Here is a 21,196-nt window from a genome sequence, read left to right as displayed (position 1 = left end):
AGGCTAGTGAGGAGCGGGTAACCGCTTCTTCACTAGCCTTTTATGTTACTGTTCGTTCCTGCGCGTCATTTGCTGCCAAACGGAACCTTCGGCTGCATGCCCGCCCTCGATCCGCTCCAGCGCGATTTTCACCTGCATGCGCACTTCGAACTCGGGGTCGTCCGCCGCTTCCTGCAAATCCTTCAGCACGGAGTTGTCGCCTACCTCGTACAAAAAGCGCGCCGCGCGCCAACGGACCAGCTTATTGCGGTCCTTGAGCGCCTTCGCCATAGCCGGCATGGCGGCGGGGTCGCCGAGGTCGGACAGCGTATCGCCAGCCGTCCGACGAACAGATGGGGTATCGTCCTCAAGGGCACGATACAGGAAAGGCAGTACCTCGGGTTCCTTGATATCCCCGAGGTAAACCGTTGCCAGTCGCCGAATCGACGTGTTCTCGTCCTGCAGGGCATGGACGAGAAGCGGCAGCGTCTCCAGCGACGGCTGGATCTTTTGAAGCGCGGCGTACCGCAGCTTCCAGTCACTGTGGCGCAGCTGTTCCAGCGTTGCGCCGGTCTGATCTTCTTCGGAGGCTTCCGAAGAAGGAGGGACGTCGGTCTCCAGCATCGCGCTGGAGACCAAAGCTTCGACGCGGGCGTCGTCGTAAGAAGCGTCCAGCTCCTGGACGACTTCGCCCGCGATGTCCTTCAGCTCGCCGTAGCGCACGCCGAGTTCTTCCAGCTTGCGCTCCTTGATCAGGTTCGGCGATGCCGTACCTGCGCGGACCGCAGCCTGCGTGAAGCGCTCGGGCATTGCCACGCGCGCTTCTTCATTGCCGGCGCGCACCCGCACCTGGAGCGGGATGCCGCGAAACATCTGCACGAGGACTTGTGCCTCTCCGAAGGCGGCTTCAGCTTGCGTTTGTTCCAGCGGCAAGTCATTACTGCTGGTAGAGCCTTCGGCAACACCCAAAATCTCGCGGGCTTTGGCTAAAATGAACTGCCAGTCCCCCTTGGAGGTACGGTCCAACGCTATGAAATCCGCTGCATGGAATAAGCTGATCACACCTTGAACAGCGAGCAATTGCTGAACGTTGTCCGGTGCTTCCGTGCTGTTTTTCTTTGTGTACGTTTTGCGCACACCAGCCGGCAACGATTCGTCCATGTTAAGTTTCATGGAATTTGGGCTTGGTGTAGGTTCTATGGATATAATTTTCATTAATGACACTCCTTCCAGTCGCATGTTACATGAAAAGACCCGGACGTAGGTACGTCCAGGCCTGTTTATAGGCATTTCATATTAATCCAAATCAACGAGGTTACGGTTTAGGTATTTATCGAGCGTTTTGGTCAGATCAAACACCGTATGAGCCAAATCCACGTTCTCGAAAACGTGATCGCATTGATCGCGGAAAGCCAACTCATCTTCGTAATAAGAGAGATACTTCTGAATGATCTCTTCGGAATCCCCGCTTTCTCTCATCCGCTCTTCGAGAATATCGCGCTGCGCGTAGATGAAAACCAGAACAACGTGGTCACCGTAATGCTTTTTGAGCGTTTCCGCGCCGAAGCGGTTCAAGATTAAATAGATGCTTCCGCTGTGTTCGAACATCTGCTCAATATCGGCACTTTTAATCCCATATAAATGATCATTGACGGTACTAACCTCAATGAATTCACCGTTTGCCTGCGCCTGTACGAATTGAGCAGGGGAGATAAAGTGATAGTCTTGACCATCTTCCTCGGTTGCCCTCGGAGGTCTGGTGGTGTAAGAAATAACCTGCTTCATGCCCAGTGTAGAACCTGACATTTCAGCAACCGTCTTACGACCGGCTCCGTGTGGACCGGTGAATACAAAAATCATTTCCTTGTCCTTTAATGCGTACATGGAACATACCTCCTTATTTGTGAAAAGTGGGGGGTAAATCCTACGTGCGTGCAACGGTATGAAACGATTTTTGTCTAAGTAGGATCATTTTCAGCCGTACTTATATTTTACATGGTTCGGGTTATTCGGTAAAGGTCTAGCTATGGAAACGCTTTTCTGACTAGCGTTTCCCGCCGCGTCCGCCACCACGTGGTGCACTGCCGCGTGGTGAACCGCTTCTGTCGCCGCCGCGAGGCGCTCCAGTGCGAGAGCCAGCGCCGTCACTGCGTCCGCGCGATTCGCCGCCACCCTGGTAGCCGCGTGTTGCGCCAGGACGATCATTGCGTGGAGCTGCGCCGCCGCGTGCTCCGAAGCTGTCACCGTGTCCGGCACCGCGCTCGGCGCTGTCGCCACGGCCTTTGCCGCCGCTGCGAATCGCGCGTGATGCACTTGCTGCGTCGTCGCGGCCTGTGCCGGCGTACTTGTTGTATGGCGAGTAGGATTTATCGCCGTGCGGAGCAGAGCGTTTGCGGTCTGTCCCATCACCGCGGCCTGCAGGGCGTGGAGCGCGGTCGTCGGATTCGCCGCGTCCCCAAGAACGGGTGACTCGCGCTTTGGCAGCGCTCATGTTGTCTCCGCGTCCCGGTCCTGCGTCTACGGGCTCTTTTCTCTCTGCGCGACCCCAAGTGTTCGGGTTGCGCTCCGAATTGACCTTCGCAGGGCGTTGTCCTCTTGGCGCATCGCTGCGCGCACCAAATTTATCGCCGCCTCTGGATGCGGAACGTCCCGTGCCGTATTGCATGCCGGCTCTCTCTTCACGAGCGCCGGATCTTCCGCGACTAATCTGAGCGCGCGGCTCGGATGTCCGTCCGCTGCGTCCGCTGCGAGAAGCTCCGCCGCCACGACGGCCTGATCCGCGGCCTTCTTGCTCGAAGGAATCTTCGGAGCTGGAACGAACGCGGCGCACTTGAGGCTCGGACGCCCCCCTTAAGGACATTTTGATGCCTTTTTCGATCAATTCGATTGTCGGCATATCCCGTTGGGTAGCGAAGGTCACGGCAACACCCGTATCTCCGGCACGACCCGTACGGCCGATGCGGTGGATGTAGCTTTCGGCGTCTTGCGGCACGTCATAATTGAAGACATGAGTGACACCTTCGACATCTAACCCGCGCGCAGCAATATCCGTAGCGACCAATAACTCGATACGACCATCCCGGAATCGTTTCATAACTTGCTCACGTTTGGCTTGTGACAGATCTCCGTGTAGTTCGTCGGACATAAGTCCAAGTTCCTGTAAAGCTTCATTTAATGCAATGGCTCTTGCCTTGGTCCGGCAGAAAATCATCGCGAGGTAAGGTCTATATTGTTTAATAGCGGCAATCAAAGCATCCTGCTTCTGACGGTCAGTCGTCGGAACGAGAACCTGCTCAATTTCGGTCAACGTAACTTGTTTGCTTTGAATTTTAATTTCTTTGGCGTCCTTCATATAAGCTTTGGACAGGTTCATCACTTGTTCAGGCATGGTTGCTGAGAAGAGAAGGGTCTGGCGATAAGGAGACGTTTGTGCAATGATGTCCTTCACTTCATGAAGGAAACCCATATGCAGCATTTGATCGGCCTCATCCAATACGAGTATTTTCAATTTATAGAAATTGATAGAACCGCGGCGAAGGTGATCAAGCAGTCTTCCCGGTGTTCCTACTACTATATGTATGTTCCCTTGAAGCTTTCTAAGCTGCTTTTCTACATCTTGCCCGCCGTAGGCTGCAAGTACCTTTGCTCCAGTCACAGGGACAAGGTCTTTCAGCTCATTTGTAATTTGAATCGCCAATTCGCGTGTAGGCGTCAGAATCAATGCTTGAACATCTGCACTCTCCACGTCGATTGTTTCTAATATTGGAAGAACAAAGGCAAGGGTTTTACCTGTACCTGTTTGCGCTTGTGCGATAACATCCGTACCTTTTAATAAAACAGGTATAGCTTCCCTTTGAATGGGGGTCGGTTCGATAACGCCTGATGCTTGTAAAACTCCAACGAGTTTTTCTCTTATTCCTAATGAGGCAAATCCACTTGACATGGTAATTGGCCAGCTCCCTTTTTCCTACTATTGATTGGGATCTTTGGTGGTAGTCCAAAGTCTCTCCTTGTTAAGACGATTCCCCCATTGTACAGGAATGCCAGACAAATGGAAACAGGGGCCGGCCTACAAGCATTAAATATCTACTATATATAGTAGAAAATGTTTTTATTTACTGGGCAATACTTGTGCAGTTCCAAAAACGCGCTCCACCGTCTTGTTGAAGTCGGTCAAAAGCGGCATAAGCGAATTCCCTTTCCAACTTTCCTGAGCATAGCTGTTCATTTTGTTGAGGAAATCCCGATTTGCTGAAATATAGACATCCATCACATTTGGTTGGAGCAAACGGATTTTCTCTGCCATAGCTTGTTTAAAACGATGAGATAACAGGTCATGATGAACGGCTGTTTCATAACTGTTATACCCGTTGTTCAGATCATTGGAAGGCAAATAATCATCGTGAGGAGCATTATCATTGTAAAAGCCTTTGCTCGTTCCTTGATTGTTTGTCTCCTTCGTTGTTCCTTTGGTGCCTGTAGCGCTGCTGTCAATCATAAGGGCGACATAGGCATTTTTGTCCGTTGTCATAACAATGGCCGTATTAACACCATTCATAGCGTTGAGTTGATTTGATAGAAACTGATTGTAGGCCAGACTAGTATTATTGTGCGAAACTGGACCAGAGAGCTGTTGAGTTTGGTAGGCTCTCTCGGATTCTGTCGATTTATCGACGGGAGCACCGAAGTTGGTATGATCGGGACTCTTGCCATATTCCCGTCCACCCTCCCCGCAGCCTGATAAAGTCAGCATGAGGAATAGCAATCCAGAAATCGGAAAACCTAACTTACTGAGCATCAATAAAGACCTCCCAATCTAGAGTGTAATGTCTATAGGATGGGATGTTTCTCTCCTTTTATTCGTGTTCACAAATATACGCTTTTGTGCATAAAGAGGTGGGTGTATGGAAATAACCATGAAGGGAAAATATATCGCTACAGAGCGGTTTAAGAACAATTTGTGAACTCTCCTCCAGCGATTGACAAAAACTTTTCACGAATTTATAGTTAATAAAGTGAATTGACATGGGCATGGCCATCGTGGTAAAAATAATGTTTTAAAAGTGGGGTTGATACAATGAGTCGATTGAAAAAGTTATGGCGTCTGCTACCCCTTTTAGCGGTAATGACGTTCTTGCTAACCGGGTGTGGAGACCCAACTCTGTCTGCTTTACAGCCAAAAGGTCCTGTTGCATCAGAGCAATTGTTTTTGATGAAATTAAGTCTCTTTATCATGGTTTTTGTCGTAATTGTCGTATTTGCGATTTATGTGTACGTTTTAATTCGCTTTAGAAAGCGCAAAGGCGACAACAGCATTCCGAAACAAGTGGAAGGAAGCCACGTGCTTGAGATTATCTGGACCGTTGTTCCGATTCTCCTACTGTTAGTACTTGCGGTGCCAACAGTATCTTACACTTTCAAGCATTCAACGAACTACAATAAGGACAAAGCCGCCGTTCACGTCAAAGTCACTGCGCATCAGTTCTGGTGGCAGTTTGAATATCCAGATCTAGGCATCGCGACTGCTCAACAGCTAGTTGTGCCTAAGGATAAAATTATTGCTTTTGAACTTGTTTCCGCGGACGTTTCTCACGCATTCTGGGTACCATCCCTAGGCGGTAAAGTAGATACGAACCCTGGCATCACAAATACGCTTTACCTTCAAGCGGATGAAATCGCTACATTCCAAGGTAGATGTACAGAGCTTTGCGGAGCCTCTCACGCCTTGATGAACTTCACCGTTGAGTCGAAAAGCCAATCGGATTTCGATGCATGGGTAGCGAAAATGAAAGCGCCTGTCACTGTGCCGGCAACAGCGCAGAAGGGTGAAGAGCTTTTCAAAGAAAATTGCATGTCTTGTCACGCAGTTACAGCCAATGGTCCTGGTGTTGCTCCGAACCTCAAAGGTTTCGCTGATCGCGATACACTTGCTGGTATTCTGGAACATACTCCTGAGAAAATGGCGCTGTGGATACATAATCCGCAAGATCAGAAACCAGGCAACAAAATGCCGGCGTTCGGTAAAGAAGCAGGCGGCAAGCTTGATGACGCGCAAATTAACGATATCGTTCAGTACTTACAGACTTTGAAATAAACTTCTCAGGTAAAGGAGGTTAATACGTTGGCTCACTCTCATCCAGTAAAAAAACATACCGGTCTAATGGATTGGCTTACAACAGTCGATCATAAGAAAATCGGTATCCTGTACTTACTTGCGGGCGGGCTTTTCTTCCTCGTAGGAGGACTTGAAGCCATTCTGATTCGGATTCAGCTCGCTTATCCCGATCAACATATTTTCATCGGTGATTCATTTAACCAATTAACAACGATGCACGGAACAACGATGATTTTCTTTGCGGCGATGCCGATCATCTTCGCATTCATGAATGCCATCGTTCCTCTTCAAATTGGTGCAAGGGACGTTGCGTTCCCATTCGTGAACTCACTTGGTTTCTGGCTGTTCTTCGCCGGCGGCGTATTGATGAACACGAGTTGGTTCTTGGGTGGCGCACCGGATGCCGGTTGGACGGGGTATGCTCCATTGTCCTCGATTACCGACAACAGTTGGGGGCAGACGCTCGAGGGTAACATTCAAGGTACAGATTTCTATGTTCTAGGTTTGCAAATTGCCGGTATTGGTACACTTATCGGGGGGATTAACTTCCTCGTTACCATTATCAACATGCGTGCACCTGGTCTTACGTATATGCGTATGCCAATGTTTACATGGGCAGCTTTCATCACTTCAGGTTTGATCGTTCTTGCGTTCCCAGCCATTACGGTAGCGCTAGTTGAACTAATGTTTGACCGTGTCTTTGGCGGAGCATTCTTCGATGCTGCCAGAGGCGGTAACAACGTATTGTGGGAGCATCTGTTCTGGATTTTCGGGCACCCCGAAGTTTACATTTTGATTCTTCCTGCGTTTGGTATTATTTCTGAGATCGTATCGACGTTCTCCAAAAAACGTCTTTTCGGATACAGCTCCATGGTCTTCGCAACTGTATTAATCGGTTTCTTGGGCTTCATGGTTTGGGTCCACCATATGTTTACATCAGGTTTGGGTCCAGTTGCTAACTCGATCTTCTCGATCGCAACAATGGCCATTGCAGTTCCTACAGGTGTTAAAATCTTTAACTGGTTGTTCACCCTTTGGGGCGGGCAAATTCGCTTCACGACAGCTAATATTTTTGCAACAGCTTTCATCCCGACGTTCGTTATGGGTGGAACAACAGGGGTTATGCTTGCGATTCCTGCAGCAGACTTCCAATACCACGATACGTATTTCGTAGTAGCTCACTTTCACTATGTTATCGTTGGTGGTCTAATCCTTGGCTTGTTCGCGGGTCTGTACTACTGGTGGCCGAAAATGTTTGGCCGTATGTTGAACGAAGGACTGGGTAAATTACATTTCTGGTTGTTCTTCATCGGTTTCCATTTAACATTCTTCCCGCAGCATTTCTTGGGTCTGATGGGGATGCCGCGTCGTGTATTTACGTACCAACCAGGGTATGATCTTGAAGTAGGTAACTTGGTTTCAACAATTGGTGCCTTCTTCATGGGTATCGGTACAATCGTGTTCATTATCAACATCATTGCAACATCCAGAAAACCAGTTACGGCTCTATCTGATCCATGGGATGGTCGTACATTGGAATGGTCGATTCCTTCACCAGCACCTGAGTATAACTTTAAACAAACTCCGCTTGTTCGCGGCTATGATGCACTTTGGAAAGAAAAAATGGCAGGTAATAAACAAATGACTCCGGCTGAACCGGTTGGTTCGATCCACATGCCGTCAGCATCCATATTGCCGCTAGTTATGTCCGTTGGTTTGTTCATTGCTGGTTTCGGTTTTATGTACAGAAACTACTATGTAGCAGGCGCGGGTATGGTTGTTACACTAATTGCAATGTTCTGCCGCTCCGTATACGACGATCATGGTTGGCATATTGAACCGGAAGAACTTGAAGATGACAAGGGGGTAAAGGCATGAGTACTCATCACACGGGCGCACTGCCTGCTAATCCGGAAACGGCTACCCTCGAAGGGAAAAATAAGGTTCTTGGATTCTGGTTATTCCTTGGTGCCGAGGTCGTATTGTTTGGTTGTTTATTCGCAACTTACATTGCACTTCGGAACTCTGTTCCAGACGGTCCAACTGCCGATGAGATTTTCAAGCTCAAAACAGTGGGCTGGTCCACGTTCATTCTCTTGACAAGTAGTTTAACAAGCGTGTTCGCGATTATCGCGATGCACAAACAGAAGTTAGGCCAATTGTTATTCTGGCTTCTGATTACGGTATTGTTTGGTCTTTCGTTCTTGGGTCTTGAGATTTATGAGTTCGTTGAATATGTTCACGAAGGTCATAAATTTACAACAAGTGCCTTCTCAACTTCGTTCTATACGCTGGTTGGTTTCCACGGAGCGCACGTTGCATTCGGTATTTGCTGGATTACACTGTTGATTTTACAAGGACTTAAGAAAGGTCTTACTGTTGTTACAGCTCCTAAGTTCTACGTAGCAGCGTTGTACTGGCACTTTATTGACTTGGTCTGGGTATTTATCTTCACAGTCGTTTATCTGATGGGGAAGGTGGGTCACTAAGATGAGCAGCAATTCTCATGATACACACGCACCTAGCAAACGAGTAAAACATGAATCTCCTTTGAACCACTACTTGTCTTACATTATTTCGATCTTGCTGACAATGCTTGCATTTGCAGTCGTACTCTACGGAGACCTGGATCGTTCGTTTATTCTGATCTTTATCGTCACTTTGGCGCTTGTGCAAGCGATTATCCAGTTATTCTTCTGGATGCACGCCAAAGAAAGAGGACACTTATTCCCGTTAATTTTTCTTGCGGGTGGAGCATTCGTAGCTCTTACAGGTGTTATTACAGCCGTATATTGGATGTGGTGGTAAACCACTGGAAGAGGCAACTTTGTCTAGGCAAAGTGCCTCCTCTTTTTTTAGAATGAAGGTGTAGCATGAAGTTGAAAGGAGAAAGAGATCAGCTATGAGCCAAATTGGTGGATTTTTCGAGTTGTGGAATCCGGTATTACTGTTGGTGATCGTCGTTGTCGGATACATGTATCGTCGCTTTGTCGCTAAGGGGAAAGGGAATTCCGCAGAGAATGAAACAGTTTCGGTTTCGCAGCAGATTTCTTTTTATATTGGATTGGCACTTTTCTATATTGGCCAAGGAAGTCCGATTAATTATATTGGGCATCACTTCTTGTTCAGTATGCATATGTTGCAGCAAACTATTTTGTACTTAATTGTTCCGATCTGCATATGGCTGGGCACACCAGCGTGGATGATGCGTTCGCTGATGAAAATAACGATTATTCGTGGCATTTTTTCGTTTTTCACACGTCCGTTAATTGCACTATTCCTATTTAACATGCTCTTCTCCATATACCATATGCCTTTGGTTATGGATTACTTAATGATTAATGATCTATCGCTTTTCGGTTACCACACGGTGCTGTTATTCACTGCTTTCATGATGTGGTTCCCTGTTTTTTGTCCACTGCCTGAGATGAATCGCTTAAATGATTTGAAGAAGATGGCTTACATCTTTGGTAATGGTATTCTGCTGACACCAGCCTGTGCGCTCATTATTTTCGCGGATACGATCATTTATGACATGTACGCGAATGTAACCGTACCCTTCGCCCATTTATCGCCTCTGGATGATCAGCAATTGGGTGGCGTTCTAATGAAGATTGTTCAGGAAGTTGTCTATGGAGCAACACTTGCCTATATTTTCTTCCGGTGGTACCGCAGAGAGCGGAAGGAAGAGGACGATATGGATCTTATAGAGACTCAAGAGGGTCTGAATAATCAGGGCGGTAATTGGAATCGCGCTTAGGGGAAAGGATTTAGGGAGATGCACATTTTACCAACGATTTCTACGATGTTTATCGTAATCAGTGCCATTTTTGTCGGTTTCGGCTGGTATCATATTGTGAAAGGGAATCGGGAAACCCATCAAAAACTGATGGTTCTGGGAGCCATTTTCGCACTAGCGTTCTTTATTATATATATGTCGCGCACATTGTTTGAGGGGAACACATCATTCGGTGGACCTGAGAGCTTGAAGCTGCCGTATCACTTATTTTTGTTTTTCCATATTGCCTTGGCTACGGTAGGCGGTGTTCTTGGGTTAATAACTCTGTGGTTTGCCTACAAAAACAAATTTCTCAAGCATAAGAAAATTGGCCGCGTTGCGGCAATTGTATGGCTTTTGACTGCACCAACGGGTGTATTGGTTTATGTTTTACTGTACTTGATGTATCCCGGTGGAACAACGAAACCGGTTATTGATGCGATTTTTGGACTATAAATAAAAAGTTGAACCTGTGAATCTTTCACGGTGTTCAGCTTTTTTTTATTTTGGGAGTGTTTGCTAAATTTCTTTTATCTTCCAATCTCATGTAAACTAGTAGAAAGAACATTGAACATGTTTTATACCAATTAGAAAGGCAGGTTCAATCCATGACATACCCGCTGACGGTAGAAAACGTTTCGAAGCAGTACGGTGAGAAAACCGCTGTGAACGCTATCCATCTTCGTGTGCAGGAGGGAGAGATTTATGGACTGCTAGGCGCTAATGGTGCAGGGAAAACGACAACGATGCGAATGGTCCTCGGCCTTATCTATCCCGATCAGGGACATATTTTGTGGAAAGGGAAGGGCTATCGTGAAGAGTTGAAAAGGCTTATGGGCTACTTGCCGGAAGAGCGAGGCTTATACCCAAAAATTAAAGTAAGCGAACAAATCCTATATTTAGCGGAGCTGCGCGGCCTGTCCCGTAAACAAGCCGAGGCAGAGCTGAAAGCTTGGCTTGACCGGTTCGACGTCCCGGAGTACTACAATAAGAGGGTTGAGGAGCTGTCCAAGGGGAATCAGCAGAAGATCCAATTTATTGCTGCCGTCATACATAATCCGGATATTTTGATCCTGGATGAGGCTTTTAGCGGACTGGATCCCGTGAATGTGGAGTTGTTGAAAAAGACAGTGAAAAGCTTGCGCGACGAGGGAAAAACGATCCTATTCTCGAGCCATCGCATGGAACATGTGGAGGAGCTCTGTGAACATATTTGCATATTGCATCGTTCGAATACGATACTGCAGGGGAGCTTGAAGGAGATTAAGTCAGCATTTCCAAAGGAGAAAATCATTTTGCAAACCGAGCGACCGGTTGAGGGCTTGGAACAGCTCCAAGGCGTTACGGCAGTGGAAAAGCAGCTGAACGGCTATCAAATTCGGATAGATGCCACGGCAGATCCCCAGCGGATTTTACAGCATGCGATAGAGCAGTCTACTATACATCGGTTTCAAATCATGGAGCCAACACTGAATGAAATCTTTATTCAAAAGGTGGGGAATGCACATGAATAGGACCTGGACCGTTATAAAATTTACCTACTTAACTCGTTTCCGCTCCAAATCCTTTCGAGTGATGAGTTTAATTCTAGTTGTACTCTTATCCGTTCTCATACATCTACCAACCATCATGGAAAAGCTATCTTCGCATGAAGCGACGAAAATCGGCGTGTTCCCGGGGAAACAAGAGCAGGTTGCAGGGAAACTGGCCGCTTTTTACAATACGCAGCAGAAACCGGATATCGTAATCGTACCTCTACAAGATGCAGGAAGTGCTGCAGCGAACGAGGCGCTCGCTAAGAAGCAAATTGCGGATAAATCGATAAAAGGTTATCTCGAATTCACAGATACAACCGTAGCCGGATTCCCCAAAGCGGTTTATAAGTCCGAAGGAACGATGGAGTTTTCGCTCAAAAATAAGCTTCAGACCGCCCTACAGCTGGTGAAAACGGATGTGGTCCTGCAGGGAGCAGGGATTGCCCCCGAGCAAAAAGCCAACATGCAAGCCCCTGTCTCTTTGGAGACTGTGCAGCTTCTTATGAACAATGAAGGGGCTGCGGGCAAAACGGAGTCACAAATGGTTATGTCCTATGCGCTTGTATACGTTATGCTCTTCATGCTGTACATGGGCGTCATTGGCTTCGGCAACATGGTAGCGATGGAAATAACCGCCGAGAAGAGCTCGCGGGTGATGGAACTGCTCATTACGAGTGTTTCACCGCTTAAGCAGATGTTCGGGAAAATCGTTGGTATTTGCTTGCTAGCATTAACCCAGATAGCCCTCTCCATTGCTGTAGGCGTTGCAAATTTAAGCTTATCCAGCAGCAGCCAGCTCGTCTCACAGTTTAATCTGAAGTGGGAAAACCTGCCGGCTTCACTTATTGTCTATTTCTTGATCTTCTATCTCTTAGGCTTCTTTATTTACGCAACTGTCTTCGCGGCGGTTGGCTCACTGGTAAGCCGCACGGAAGATGTGGGGCAGGCGATTATGCCGGTGACGATGTTGGTCGTAGCGGCGTTCATGATCGCGATATTCGGATTAAATAATCCGAATACCGGATTCGTTGTCACGATGTCATTCGTGCCGTTTTTCTCACCATTGATTATGTTCCTGCGAATAGGGATGAGCTCACCGGCTTTGTGGGAGATAGGGCTGTCGATTGTCATCCAATTGGTCTCGATCGGAGCAATGGCTTGGGTGGCAGCTAAAATCTACCGCACGGGCGTGCTCATGTACGGCAAAAGGCCTACATGGCGAGAGCTGCGCAAAGCGATGCGGGCTTATAAGGTTTAATATGTGAAAACGTAGGCATTTATTGCCTGCGTTTTTTTTTGTTTTGGGGGTCGCGAGAAGCGATGCTTGCCGGCTAACTCTAACGGACACCACGGCCGTTAAGATCGTGAAAATCGTCCCGTTTCATATCTAACGGACACGTGAGCCCTTATTTGCCGATTTCGAGGCGAAATCAGGGTCGAAACACGCAAATAGCTGCGCTGGTGTCCGTTAGATTTTCAAATCGGCAATAATTCGCCGAATAAGAGCCGCTGTGTCCGTTAGACAGTCGGGGGGATGCTGGCTAACACCTGCCGACAGTCCATGGGTATGCTGGCACACCTGCCGACAGTCCATGGGGGCGCTGGCGCTCCTGCCAACCGGGTACATGCTTGCCGGTCAACCGGCTGTCCCACCCAGTTCCAAGGTGAACCACCTTGGGCATGAACGTGCCGGTTTTTCCGGCTTTATTTCTGTCAGCCAACAAAATTTATCAATTGAAAGCACAAAAATTATCATGTGAAAGCGCGTCCATTCTCTCTAAAATTAGGCTTACAAAAAGATGATCTAAGGGGTATGCACCTGCACCGCTGTCATTACAAACATCATTGATGAAGGAATGAGGGAAGTACATGAACAACATAATGCAAAAAAGAGTGCTTATTTTTTCTTTTCTTGCGTTGCCGATTGGATTAATGCTGTTATTTCTCATCTACCCTACGGTGAAGCTGTTTCAATACAGTTTGACTGACTGGAATGGGATTAGCAGAGATTTGCACTTTGTAGGGTTTGACAATTATTTGAAAGCGCTCAAAATGTCGCAAGTATGGCAATCGCTTTCGAATAACTGGCTTTATTTTATTATCCATGCGCTGTTGATTCCCATTGAGATTTTATTGGCGGTTATGCTAAATGCCAAAATGCGAGCTAGCGAGTTCTTCCGTTCTATCGTTTTACTTCCTTACATCATTAATGGTGTAGCAGTCGCTTATATTTTCGGATATTTGTACAACCCAGTGAACGGTCCAATCAACGAGGTGTTGATGGCCATCGGTCTGGAGAGTTGGATTCATAACTGGCTCAGTGACGTGAAAATCGTTAACTATTCTCTTGTCGCGATCTCCCTATGGCGATTTGCAGGTTTTCATATCATTTTATTTCTAGCAGGCGTGCAATCCATACCCAACGATCTGTATGAAGCTGCAACGATTGACGGCGCTAACAAAATGCAGCAGATCCGCTATATCGTTTTACCAGGCATTCGCCGCGTCATTGAAATTATTTTGTTCTTAAATATTCGGGGAGCACTTCAAGTCTTCGATATTCCTTTTCTTGTCACACAAGGTGGTCCAGGTACTTCAAGTAGTACGTTTACGATTTTCACGATCAATACGGCCTTTAAATTCAATAGCTATGGCTTAGCTTCGGCCTTGGCCATTATTTTAATGGTTATGATCATTGCATTCAGTTTCATTCAGAACCTACTGATTCGTGAGAAAGGGGAAAAATCATCATGAGCATGCCTCAAGCCGAGCTTGCAGCCAAACCTCGCAGAGTGGAAAAGGCAAATTTGTTTTCCTTTCTTGGCAAGTCACTCTATTACGTCATTTTATCGATCATCACGATCATTATCTTTGTTCCGCTGCTTGTGGTTGTTTTTGCCGCATTCAAGACATCCCCGGAGCTCGCGACTACATCACCGTTTGCGCTGCCTAAGAGCTGGTCGTTCCATAACTTTGCCGTCGCCTTCGAGAAAGCGAATATGTTAGTAGGGTTAATTAACTCACTAAGTGTTACGGTTACTAGCGTTGTCATTAATGCTATTCTCGGAGCTATGACAGCCTTTGTACTTAATCGGTTTAATTTCCGCTTCAAAAAAACGATTTTTCTGTTATTTATCATCGCGTCCGTCGTACCGGCCTACACGACTGAAGTAGCACGTTTTCAAACGATTAAGTCGTTAGGTCTCTATAATACGATTTTTGCACCGTTAATCATTTATGCCGGCACGGATTTAATGCAAATTTTCATTTATTTGCAATTCATTGAGAAAATATCGAAGCAGCTGGACGAAAGCGCGCTTTTGGATGGAGCATCGTATTTCCGGATTTTCCGCTCGATCCTATTCCCGCTCTTGCTGCCCGCAACGGCTACACTGGCAATCATCAAGGCCGTTGATATTATGAACGATATGTACATTCCTTATTTGTATATGCCTTCGAAGAAACTAAGTACGCTATCCACCGCGTTGATGACGTTTGTAGGCGAGCGCGCAACCTATTGGAATGAGTTGTCAGCCGCGATTATTTTGGTGATGTTACCAACCATTTTGATTTATTTGGTACTGCGTAAATTTATTTTTGCCGGATTAATGGACGGAGCAATTAAGGAGTAGGGCTTATAGACGATTGAAGTTTGGGGGGACAACCAATGATTAATGACAAACTGCCATCCATCTATTACGGCGGTGATTACAATCCGGACCAATGGCCAGAGGAAGTTTGGCAAGAAGATATGCGACTGTTTAAATTGGCGGGCATCAATATCGTTACACTGCCTGTGTTTAGCTGGGCGAAGCTGCAGCCATCAGAGGATACATACGATTTTGAATGGCTGGATAAAATTATTGCTACAGTCGCAAAGGAAGGCATCTTTCTTTGTTTGGCTACTTCAACAGCAGCGCAGCCTGCCTGGATGTCTCGCTTGTATCCTGAAGTGCTTCCCGTCGATATTGACGGCAGGAAGCGCACGCACGGCTCCCGCGTTAATTTCTGCCCTAACAGCCCAGTGTACCGAATGTTCTCGCAGCGTCTAGCAACCAAGATGGCAGAGCGTTATGGACAGCATCCATCCTTGCTAGTTTGGCACATTGGGAATGAGTATGCGCCGCATTGCTACTGCGATACGTGTGCGTCTTCTTTCCGTGCTTGGCTGCAGAAGAAATACGGTACGCTAGAGGTTGTAAATCGCGTATGGAATATGAGTTTCTGGTCTCACACGGTATATGAGTGGGAAGATATTGTACCACCTACGAATTTGAATGGAAATAACAGATGCTTCCAAGGAATCGCGTTGGATTATAAAAGATTTATGTCGGATGCGATTCTAGAGTGTTATCAAGGCGAGTACGACATCATTAAACGGATTACTCCGGACATTAAAATCACGTCGAATATATGGGGACTATTTAACGGGCTGGATTTAAAGAAGTGGGCCGACCATATGGATGTTGTTTCATGGGACAGCTATCCGCAAATGAATGAGCCCATGAGCAACGTGGCGATGAGGCATGATTACATGAGAGGGCTGAAGGACGGACAACCTTTCATGTTGATGGAGCAGACGCCAAGCCAGCAAAACTGGCAGCCTTACAACAGTCTCAAACGGCCCGGTGTTATGCGGCTTTGGAGCTATCAAGCGATAGCGCACGGGGCAGATACGGTTATGTTCTTCCAATTACGCCGTTCCGTTGGTGCGTGCGAGAAGTATCATGGTGCTTTGATTGCTCACGCAGGCCATGAGCATACAAGAGTATTTCAAGAGTGCACACAATTAGGAAAGGAGCTGCAGATGTTGGGGGATACGCTTCTAGATTCCGTAACGGAATCCAAAGTAGCGCTGTTGTTTGATATTGATACTTGGAATGCCGTGGAAATGACCAGCGGACCGAGCGTGGATCTGGATTATCTTAAGCAGGCTCAGAAGTACTACAGAGCCTTTTATGATTTAAATGTTAGTATGGATGTCATTAGCCCGCTTAGTGACTTCTCCAAATATGAATTAATTATCGCACCAGTGATGTACATGTTGAAACCTGGCGTGAGCGACCGGCTGAAGTCGTTTGTGAAGCAGGGCGGAACGTTTATTACCTCCTTTTTCAGTGGGATTGTGAATGAAAATGATCTTGTAACCTTAGGTGGTTACCCAGGCGAATTACGTGACTTGCTCGGCATATGGGTAGAGGAAATCGATGCGCTCCAACCGGAAATGACGAATAGAATTATGATGAATTCGACGTTTGGGGAACTTCATGGCGAATATGAATGTGGACTCTTGTGCGATTTACTGCATCTTGAGGGAGCGGAGGCGCTTGGCGTTTATGGACGTGATTTTTACGCAGGCATGCCGGCAATCACCCGAAATACATTCGGGCAAGGGGAAGCTTATTATGTAGCAACTGACCCTGAACAGAGATTCTTGGAACAGCTCAGCAAAACGATTTGTGAACGATTGAATTTGACGACGGCTCATCAAGCTCCAGAAGGTGTCGAGATCAGAAGCAGACAAAAAGATGATAAAACGTATACCTTTGTTTTGAATCATAACGCTTATGAAACAGCAATTCTATTAAATTTTGGATCCTATAAGGATTTACTATCACACCGAATCTATGAACGGACGCTGGTACTTGAGCCGCATGGAGTAGCTATTTTAGAAGTTTGTTCCTAAGAACTTGCATAGGGAAGACAGTCATGTCTTCTCTATCTTTGGTTGTAATTAATTGGATTTAATAGGGGGTTGACGTATTTCGTAATAAATTTTATGATGACGGTAGATGTCGAATCATGGTGAATACGCGATCAATTCATAAATGAAAGCGTAACAACTTTTACACAAATTACCTGGTGCCCAGTTTCCCGTCATGCCGGAATGTGTAATCTCACAGCATAGTTGTAACTTGAGAAAACGGGGGGACTGCCAGTGCGTATTTTGAAAAAGAGATGGCCAATCACATCGATTCTGTACGTGATGTTCTTTTTTGTGATCGTTATGCCTATTGTTTTAGTTGCGTTTCTGTCATTAAGAGCTTACACAGATATTCTGTTGTCTAACATCACTTCACGCACTATGCAAACATTGGAACAAGTCTCTTACTCCATCGATCAGGAGAAAAGTAGATATATCAGGACGGTTGCCGCAATTGCCTCGGATAATAATCTAATTTCACTTGCTACTTCTTACCATCGCAGCACACAATCCAAAGACCTATTCAACTCTTCCATCCAATTAGAAAATCAATTAAAAAATTATTTGCATGATATGCCCGATGTTGTTTCCGCGATGTTCGTTTATCGCGACGGAGGCGCCTATTACTTTGAAGGCACCCATTTTCACAATATTAATACGCGGATTAACGAAAATCTCTTAAAGAGTACGGATCTTTATCAGAAAACGCTTCAGAACCAAGGGCGAGTTTTGTTATTCGGAACTGAAGAGAATGTATTGATTGAATCGAATGACAAATACATTTTATCCGCAGCAATAGCTCCCCAGTACGAAAGATCATTTAGTGATGTAGAAATGATCTATTTTGTGATACAAGCCAAAACATTTGAGAATCTGGCAGAATCTACGTCTAACCAGGATGGTAGTTTTATTATCCTCGACGGTAGTGGGAATATCATGCTGGATACAAGTAAAGATAAAAGTAAAAACATTGAAAAACAGACCATTGAACAAGCACGGAACAAGAAAAGCGGCAATTTTGAAACGATGGTTTACGATGAAAAGATGTTTGTCACCTTTCTAACCATGGAGCGGACGGAATGGAAAATCATCTACATTACGCCATATGAGCAGATGACGGCCCAAGTCAGAGAGATCTATAAACTAGTGATGAATGTTTCCGCGGCGGGACTTATCATATTTTTGATCGTTTCGTTTTTCCTTGTCCGTAGTATCGTCGGCCCAATCAAATCGCTCATTTTCCAAATGAATAAAATGAAAAGCGGTTCCTTTCATGTGGATTTGGAGCTTGCGGGTCCATTGGAAATTTATTCATTGGGTAAAACATTTCAGAATATGACCGTCCGTATACAGGAGCTTATCATTGAAAGGCAAGAACAAGAAAAGCTGAAAACACGGGCGGAAATCGATGCGCTGCAATCTCAAATTAATCCTCATTTTCTGGTAAATACACTTAATGCCATTAAAATTATGGCGATGTTGTCCAAGGCTACCAATCTGGTGGAAATGACGGATTCTCTTATTAAACTGCTATCTGCGACCTTTCATCGCGGCGGCTCCTACATCCAAGTTTTTGATGAAATGCAAAGTTTGGAGAAGTATATCCATATTATGAAGGTGCGTTATGGTGACCGGTTTAAGGTCGAATACGACATCGATGATGGTGTAACAAACACCTATGTCCTGAAGCTGCTGCTGCAGCCTATTTTGGAAAATGCCATTATTCATGGATTTTACGGCAAAGAAGCCATGGGAATCGTCAAAATAACAAGCAGAAAAAAGAATGATCAACTCATCATCACCATCACGGATAACGGAAAAGGGATGGAACAACGGACAATGGAAGCTTTGCTGCATGAGAAGAAGGTAGAGTCCTTATGCGGGATAGGTATTGCCAATGTTAATGATCGGATTCGATTAAATTACGGCGAGCCATACGGTTTGAAAATTAACAGTGAGTTAGGAGTTGGAACAGAAGTCATTGTCATACTGCCGCTCTTATTGAGTGATCCGGATCATTCGCAGGCCTCATAGACCGATGTTTATACACTGTAAGTAACTGCTGCTGTCCGTGATGCATAGAGAAAACGGATAAAGGGGGGCGTGTCTTTCCTATGAAATTTTGCTTATATGATACCAAATATGATCGAGTCATCCTCATTGAAAAAAGCTTTCTTTCAGCCTTGTTGTTGAAGGAGAAATTCGGTCTATCCGTTGATATTGCTGTTCTGCCTATTCTATCCAAGCAAGAGTACATGTCCTTTCCCAGCTCGTTTCGCGGAGAAGTGGGCGGTCGATCTTATTTATTATACGAAGTTCCAGGAATCATAGAGCAAAAGTACGATCAAGTCATTGTTCAGGATTAAGGCAGCAATATCGGCTTTATTTAGAATGGGGGAAAAGAATGTTTAGAGTCATGATCGTCGATGACGAGCCGCTAGTAAGACTAGCCATGGGGGCGATTATTCCGTGGGGCGATTTGGACTGTGAGGTAGTGGCAGAGGCTGCGGATGGGTATGAAGCATGGCAGCGCATATCGGTACATCAGGACGTTGATTTGATGATTGTCGATATGAGTATGCCAGTTATGGATGCCCTTACTTTACTATCTAAATTGCAGGAAGCCAATTTGACGAATCCACCGCTTAGTATTGTGCTTAGTGCGTATTCAGATTTTGATTTTGTGCGGAAAGCATTCCTGCTTGGAGCAGTCGATTACATTATGAAGGCGGATCTCGATCCCGAACATATCATTCCTGTGATCAAAAAGGCGATTAGCCAGATCGAAGAGAAGTCGATCACTACGGCGAATTTGATAAAAAGCAACAGTGAATCCGACTTGAAGCAGCGAGAAACCTGGCTGCGAGGCCTGTTATGCGATAAAGATTATATGTACAGCCATAACTTAACGCAGGACGAATCCTTTCAAAAGTGGATGACGCAATTTGTAAATTTTCAGCATGTTATCGTATCTGTTTTGCCGGATATACCATCGCCCGCTGCGAATTTGCCGGGGCACGCAGGTATAGATCATCAGGATCATTTAGTTAAGATCATTAAACAAGGGATGGAAATCGTTAAACACCCTTATGAATTATTTCAGGTTCAAGAGGATGAATATGCGCTTCTATTATGTTTTGAGTCATCGACGAGTTTTTTAAATTTGCGTGGACACGTAATGGAACTCCTGGATTCTTTGCGCAATACGGTCAAAAACTTTTTAAATGTCTCGTTATCCGTGGGAGTAGCAGAATCATGCACAGATTGGAAAAACTGGCATCTCCGATACAGTCAGGCGAAGGGATTGGCCAGCCTGCGATTTTCAGAAGGTCCTGGGCGTGTGTACTATCCCGAAACGGTGAGCGTGAACGAGAAAGTGCTGCCTACGCCCTATGATTACACGGTGATGATGTACCTTATGGAGAAGGGAGATAGCAAGTGGCAGCAGCAATTGTACACGGGGTTAAGTCAATTGAGCGAGATGCCCAATGTAACATTGGAAAGTTCTCTCCCGATCTATGAAGAATTGATTTGGAATATAGGGGCACTCCTGCATGCCAAAGGGATGAACTGGACGCATGTCATTGAAACGCGACGAAGGCCGTATGAGATTGTTGAGCAATTCACGTTCCGTGATGATTTACACGAGTGGATTGAGAAGTTGGTGTTTCGCCTGGCGGATTTACTGCATCCTGATAAAATTCGTGAAGAGAATCCACAGCGGTTGGTGGAGAGGGTCAAGCGTTATGTAGAGAAACACTACTGTACGGCAATTACGCTGGGGCAAGTCAGTGAATGGGCGCAGGTGACCGAAAGTCATTTGAGCAAACAATTTGTGAAAGAAACAGGCGAGCATTTTATTGAATATGTGACAAAACTACGGATTAATGAGGCGACCAGGCTCATAGAAACGGAAATGAAAATGTATGAAATTGCCGTTAAGGTGGGATATGAGAACCCTGAACATTTCAGCCGTGTGTTTAAGAAATATCGGGGAATGAGCCCTCAAAAGTATCGGGACAATTATTCAAGGAAAAAAGAATGAGCACAAAATATATCAAGCTAATCACCAAATATATCAATGA

Annotated in this window: 18 protein-coding genes; 14 read left to right on the top strand and 4 right to left on the bottom strand. The window is 45.9% G+C overall.

Going from position 1 to position 21,196, the window contains the following annotated elements:
- Positions 1-45: 45 nt before the first annotated feature.
- The 4 genes from ACKTT9_RS34990 to ACKTT9_RS34975 all read right to left on the bottom strand — a co-directional run bounded on the left by ACKTT9_RS34990 (position 46) and on the right by ACKTT9_RS34975 (position 4,777).
- Positions 46-1,194, bottom strand: a complete 1,149-nt coding sequence (locus tag ACKTT9_RS34990; protein ID WP_407869625.1) for a virulence factor — start codon at positions 1,192-1,194, stop codon at positions 46-48.
- Between the two features lie 81 nt (positions 1,195-1,275).
- On the bottom strand, positions 1,276-1,863 hold the full coding sequence (locus ACKTT9_RS34985) for a guanylate kinase (protein ID WP_407869624.1): 588 nt from the start codon (positions 1,861-1,863) through the stop codon (positions 1,276-1,278).
- A gap of 160 nt (positions 1,864-2,023) precedes the next feature.
- On the bottom strand, positions 2,024-3,922 hold the full coding sequence (locus tag ACKTT9_RS34980) for a DEAD/DEAH box helicase (RefSeq protein WP_407869623.1): 1,899 nt from the start codon (positions 3,920-3,922) through the stop codon (positions 2,024-2,026).
- A 168-nt stretch (positions 3,923-4,090) separates the two neighbouring features.
- On the bottom strand, positions 4,091-4,777 hold the full coding sequence (locus ACKTT9_RS34975; protein ID WP_127453752.1) for a hypothetical protein: 687 nt from the start codon (positions 4,775-4,777) through the stop codon (positions 4,091-4,093).
- A gap of 279 nt (positions 4,778-5,056) precedes the next feature.
- Here ACKTT9_RS34975 and coxB point away from each other — a divergent pair, with 279 nt between their 5' ends.
- The 14 genes from coxB (at position 5,057) to ACKTT9_RS34905 (ending at position 21,156) form a co-directional block, all read left to right on the top strand.
- Positions 5,057-6,073: a cytochrome c oxidase subunit II gene (gene coxB, locus ACKTT9_RS34970; protein ID WP_127453751.1), complete on the top strand. Its 1,017-nt coding sequence runs from the start codon at positions 5,057-5,059 to the stop codon at positions 6,071-6,073.
- A gap of 66 nt (positions 6,074-6,139) precedes the next feature.
- Positions 6,140-7,972, top strand: coding sequence for a cytochrome c oxidase subunit I (ctaD, locus tag ACKTT9_RS34965; protein WP_181646644.1), 1,833 nt, complete (start codon positions 6,140-6,142; stop codon positions 7,970-7,972).
- On the top strand, positions 7,969-8,583 hold the full coding sequence (locus ACKTT9_RS34960) for a cytochrome (ubi)quinol oxidase subunit III (protein ID WP_127453747.1): 615 nt from the start codon (positions 7,969-7,971) through the stop codon (positions 8,581-8,583). The genes ctaD and ACKTT9_RS34960 overlap by 4 nt, the downstream gene beginning before the upstream one ends.
- Before the next feature lies 1 nt (position 8,584).
- Complete coding sequence (locus ACKTT9_RS34955; protein WP_127453745.1) at positions 8,585-8,902, top strand: cytochrome C oxidase subunit IV family protein; 318 nt, start codon at positions 8,585-8,587, stop codon at positions 8,900-8,902.
- Between the two features lie 94 nt (positions 8,903-8,996).
- Entirely contained in the window at positions 8,997-9,854 is an 858-nt protein-coding gene (locus ACKTT9_RS34950) for a cytochrome c oxidase assembly protein (protein WP_407869622.1), read from the top strand.
- Positions 9,855-9,872: 18 nt separating this feature from the next.
- A complete protein-coding gene (locus tag ACKTT9_RS34945) occupies positions 9,873-10,328 on the top strand; it encodes a DUF420 domain-containing protein (RefSeq protein ID WP_127453741.1) in 456 nt (151 codons plus the stop codon).
- A gap of 152 nt (positions 10,329-10,480) precedes the next feature.
- Positions 10,481-11,386, top strand: coding sequence for an ABC transporter ATP-binding protein (locus ACKTT9_RS34940; RefSeq protein WP_407869621.1), 906 nt, complete (start codon positions 10,481-10,483; stop codon positions 11,384-11,386).
- On the top strand, positions 11,379-12,665 hold the full coding sequence (locus tag ACKTT9_RS34935; protein ID WP_407869620.1) for an ABC transporter permease: 1,287 nt from the start codon (positions 11,379-11,381) through the stop codon (positions 12,663-12,665). The genes ACKTT9_RS34940 and ACKTT9_RS34935 overlap by 8 nt, the downstream gene beginning before the upstream one ends.
- Positions 12,666-13,276: 611 nt before the next feature.
- Positions 13,277-14,161, top strand: a complete 885-nt coding sequence (locus tag ACKTT9_RS34930; protein ID WP_407869619.1) for a carbohydrate ABC transporter permease — start codon at positions 13,277-13,279, stop codon at positions 14,159-14,161.
- Positions 14,158-15,039 carry a carbohydrate ABC transporter permease gene (locus ACKTT9_RS34925; RefSeq protein ID WP_407869618.1) on the top strand — a complete coding sequence of 294 codons (882 nt, stop codon included), beginning with the start codon at positions 14,158-14,160 and terminating at the stop codon, positions 15,037-15,039. The genes ACKTT9_RS34930 and ACKTT9_RS34925 overlap by 4 nt, the downstream gene beginning before the upstream one ends.
- 35 nt (positions 15,040-15,074) lie before the next feature.
- Positions 15,075-17,093: a beta-galactosidase gene (locus ACKTT9_RS34920; protein WP_407869617.1), complete on the top strand. Its 2,019-nt coding sequence runs from the start codon at positions 15,075-15,077 to the stop codon at positions 17,091-17,093.
- Between the two features lie 252 nt (positions 17,094-17,345).
- Positions 17,346-19,145: a sensor histidine kinase gene (locus ACKTT9_RS34915; protein ID WP_407869616.1), complete on the top strand. Its 1,800-nt coding sequence runs from the start codon at positions 17,346-17,348 to the stop codon at positions 19,143-19,145.
- Between the two features lie 80 nt (positions 19,146-19,225).
- Positions 19,226-19,477: a hypothetical protein gene (locus ACKTT9_RS34910; RefSeq protein WP_127453721.1), complete on the top strand. Its 252-nt coding sequence runs from the start codon at positions 19,226-19,228 to the stop codon at positions 19,475-19,477.
- A gap of 38 nt (positions 19,478-19,515) precedes the next feature.
- Positions 19,516-21,156, top strand: coding sequence for a helix-turn-helix domain-containing protein (locus ACKTT9_RS34905; RefSeq protein ID WP_407869615.1), 1,641 nt, complete (start codon positions 19,516-19,518; stop codon positions 21,154-21,156).
- Positions 21,157-21,196 lie beyond the last annotated feature (40 nt).

Source organism: Paenibacillus sp. P36 (assembly GCF_045866505.1).
In the GTDB taxonomy this organism is placed as follows: Bacteria; Bacillota; Bacilli; order Paenibacillales; family NBRC-103111; genus Paenibacillus_E; species Paenibacillus_E chondroitinus.
The sequence above is the reverse complement of the archived record's forward strand: the minus strand, read 5'-3'. Positions and strand labels throughout refer to the sequence as shown.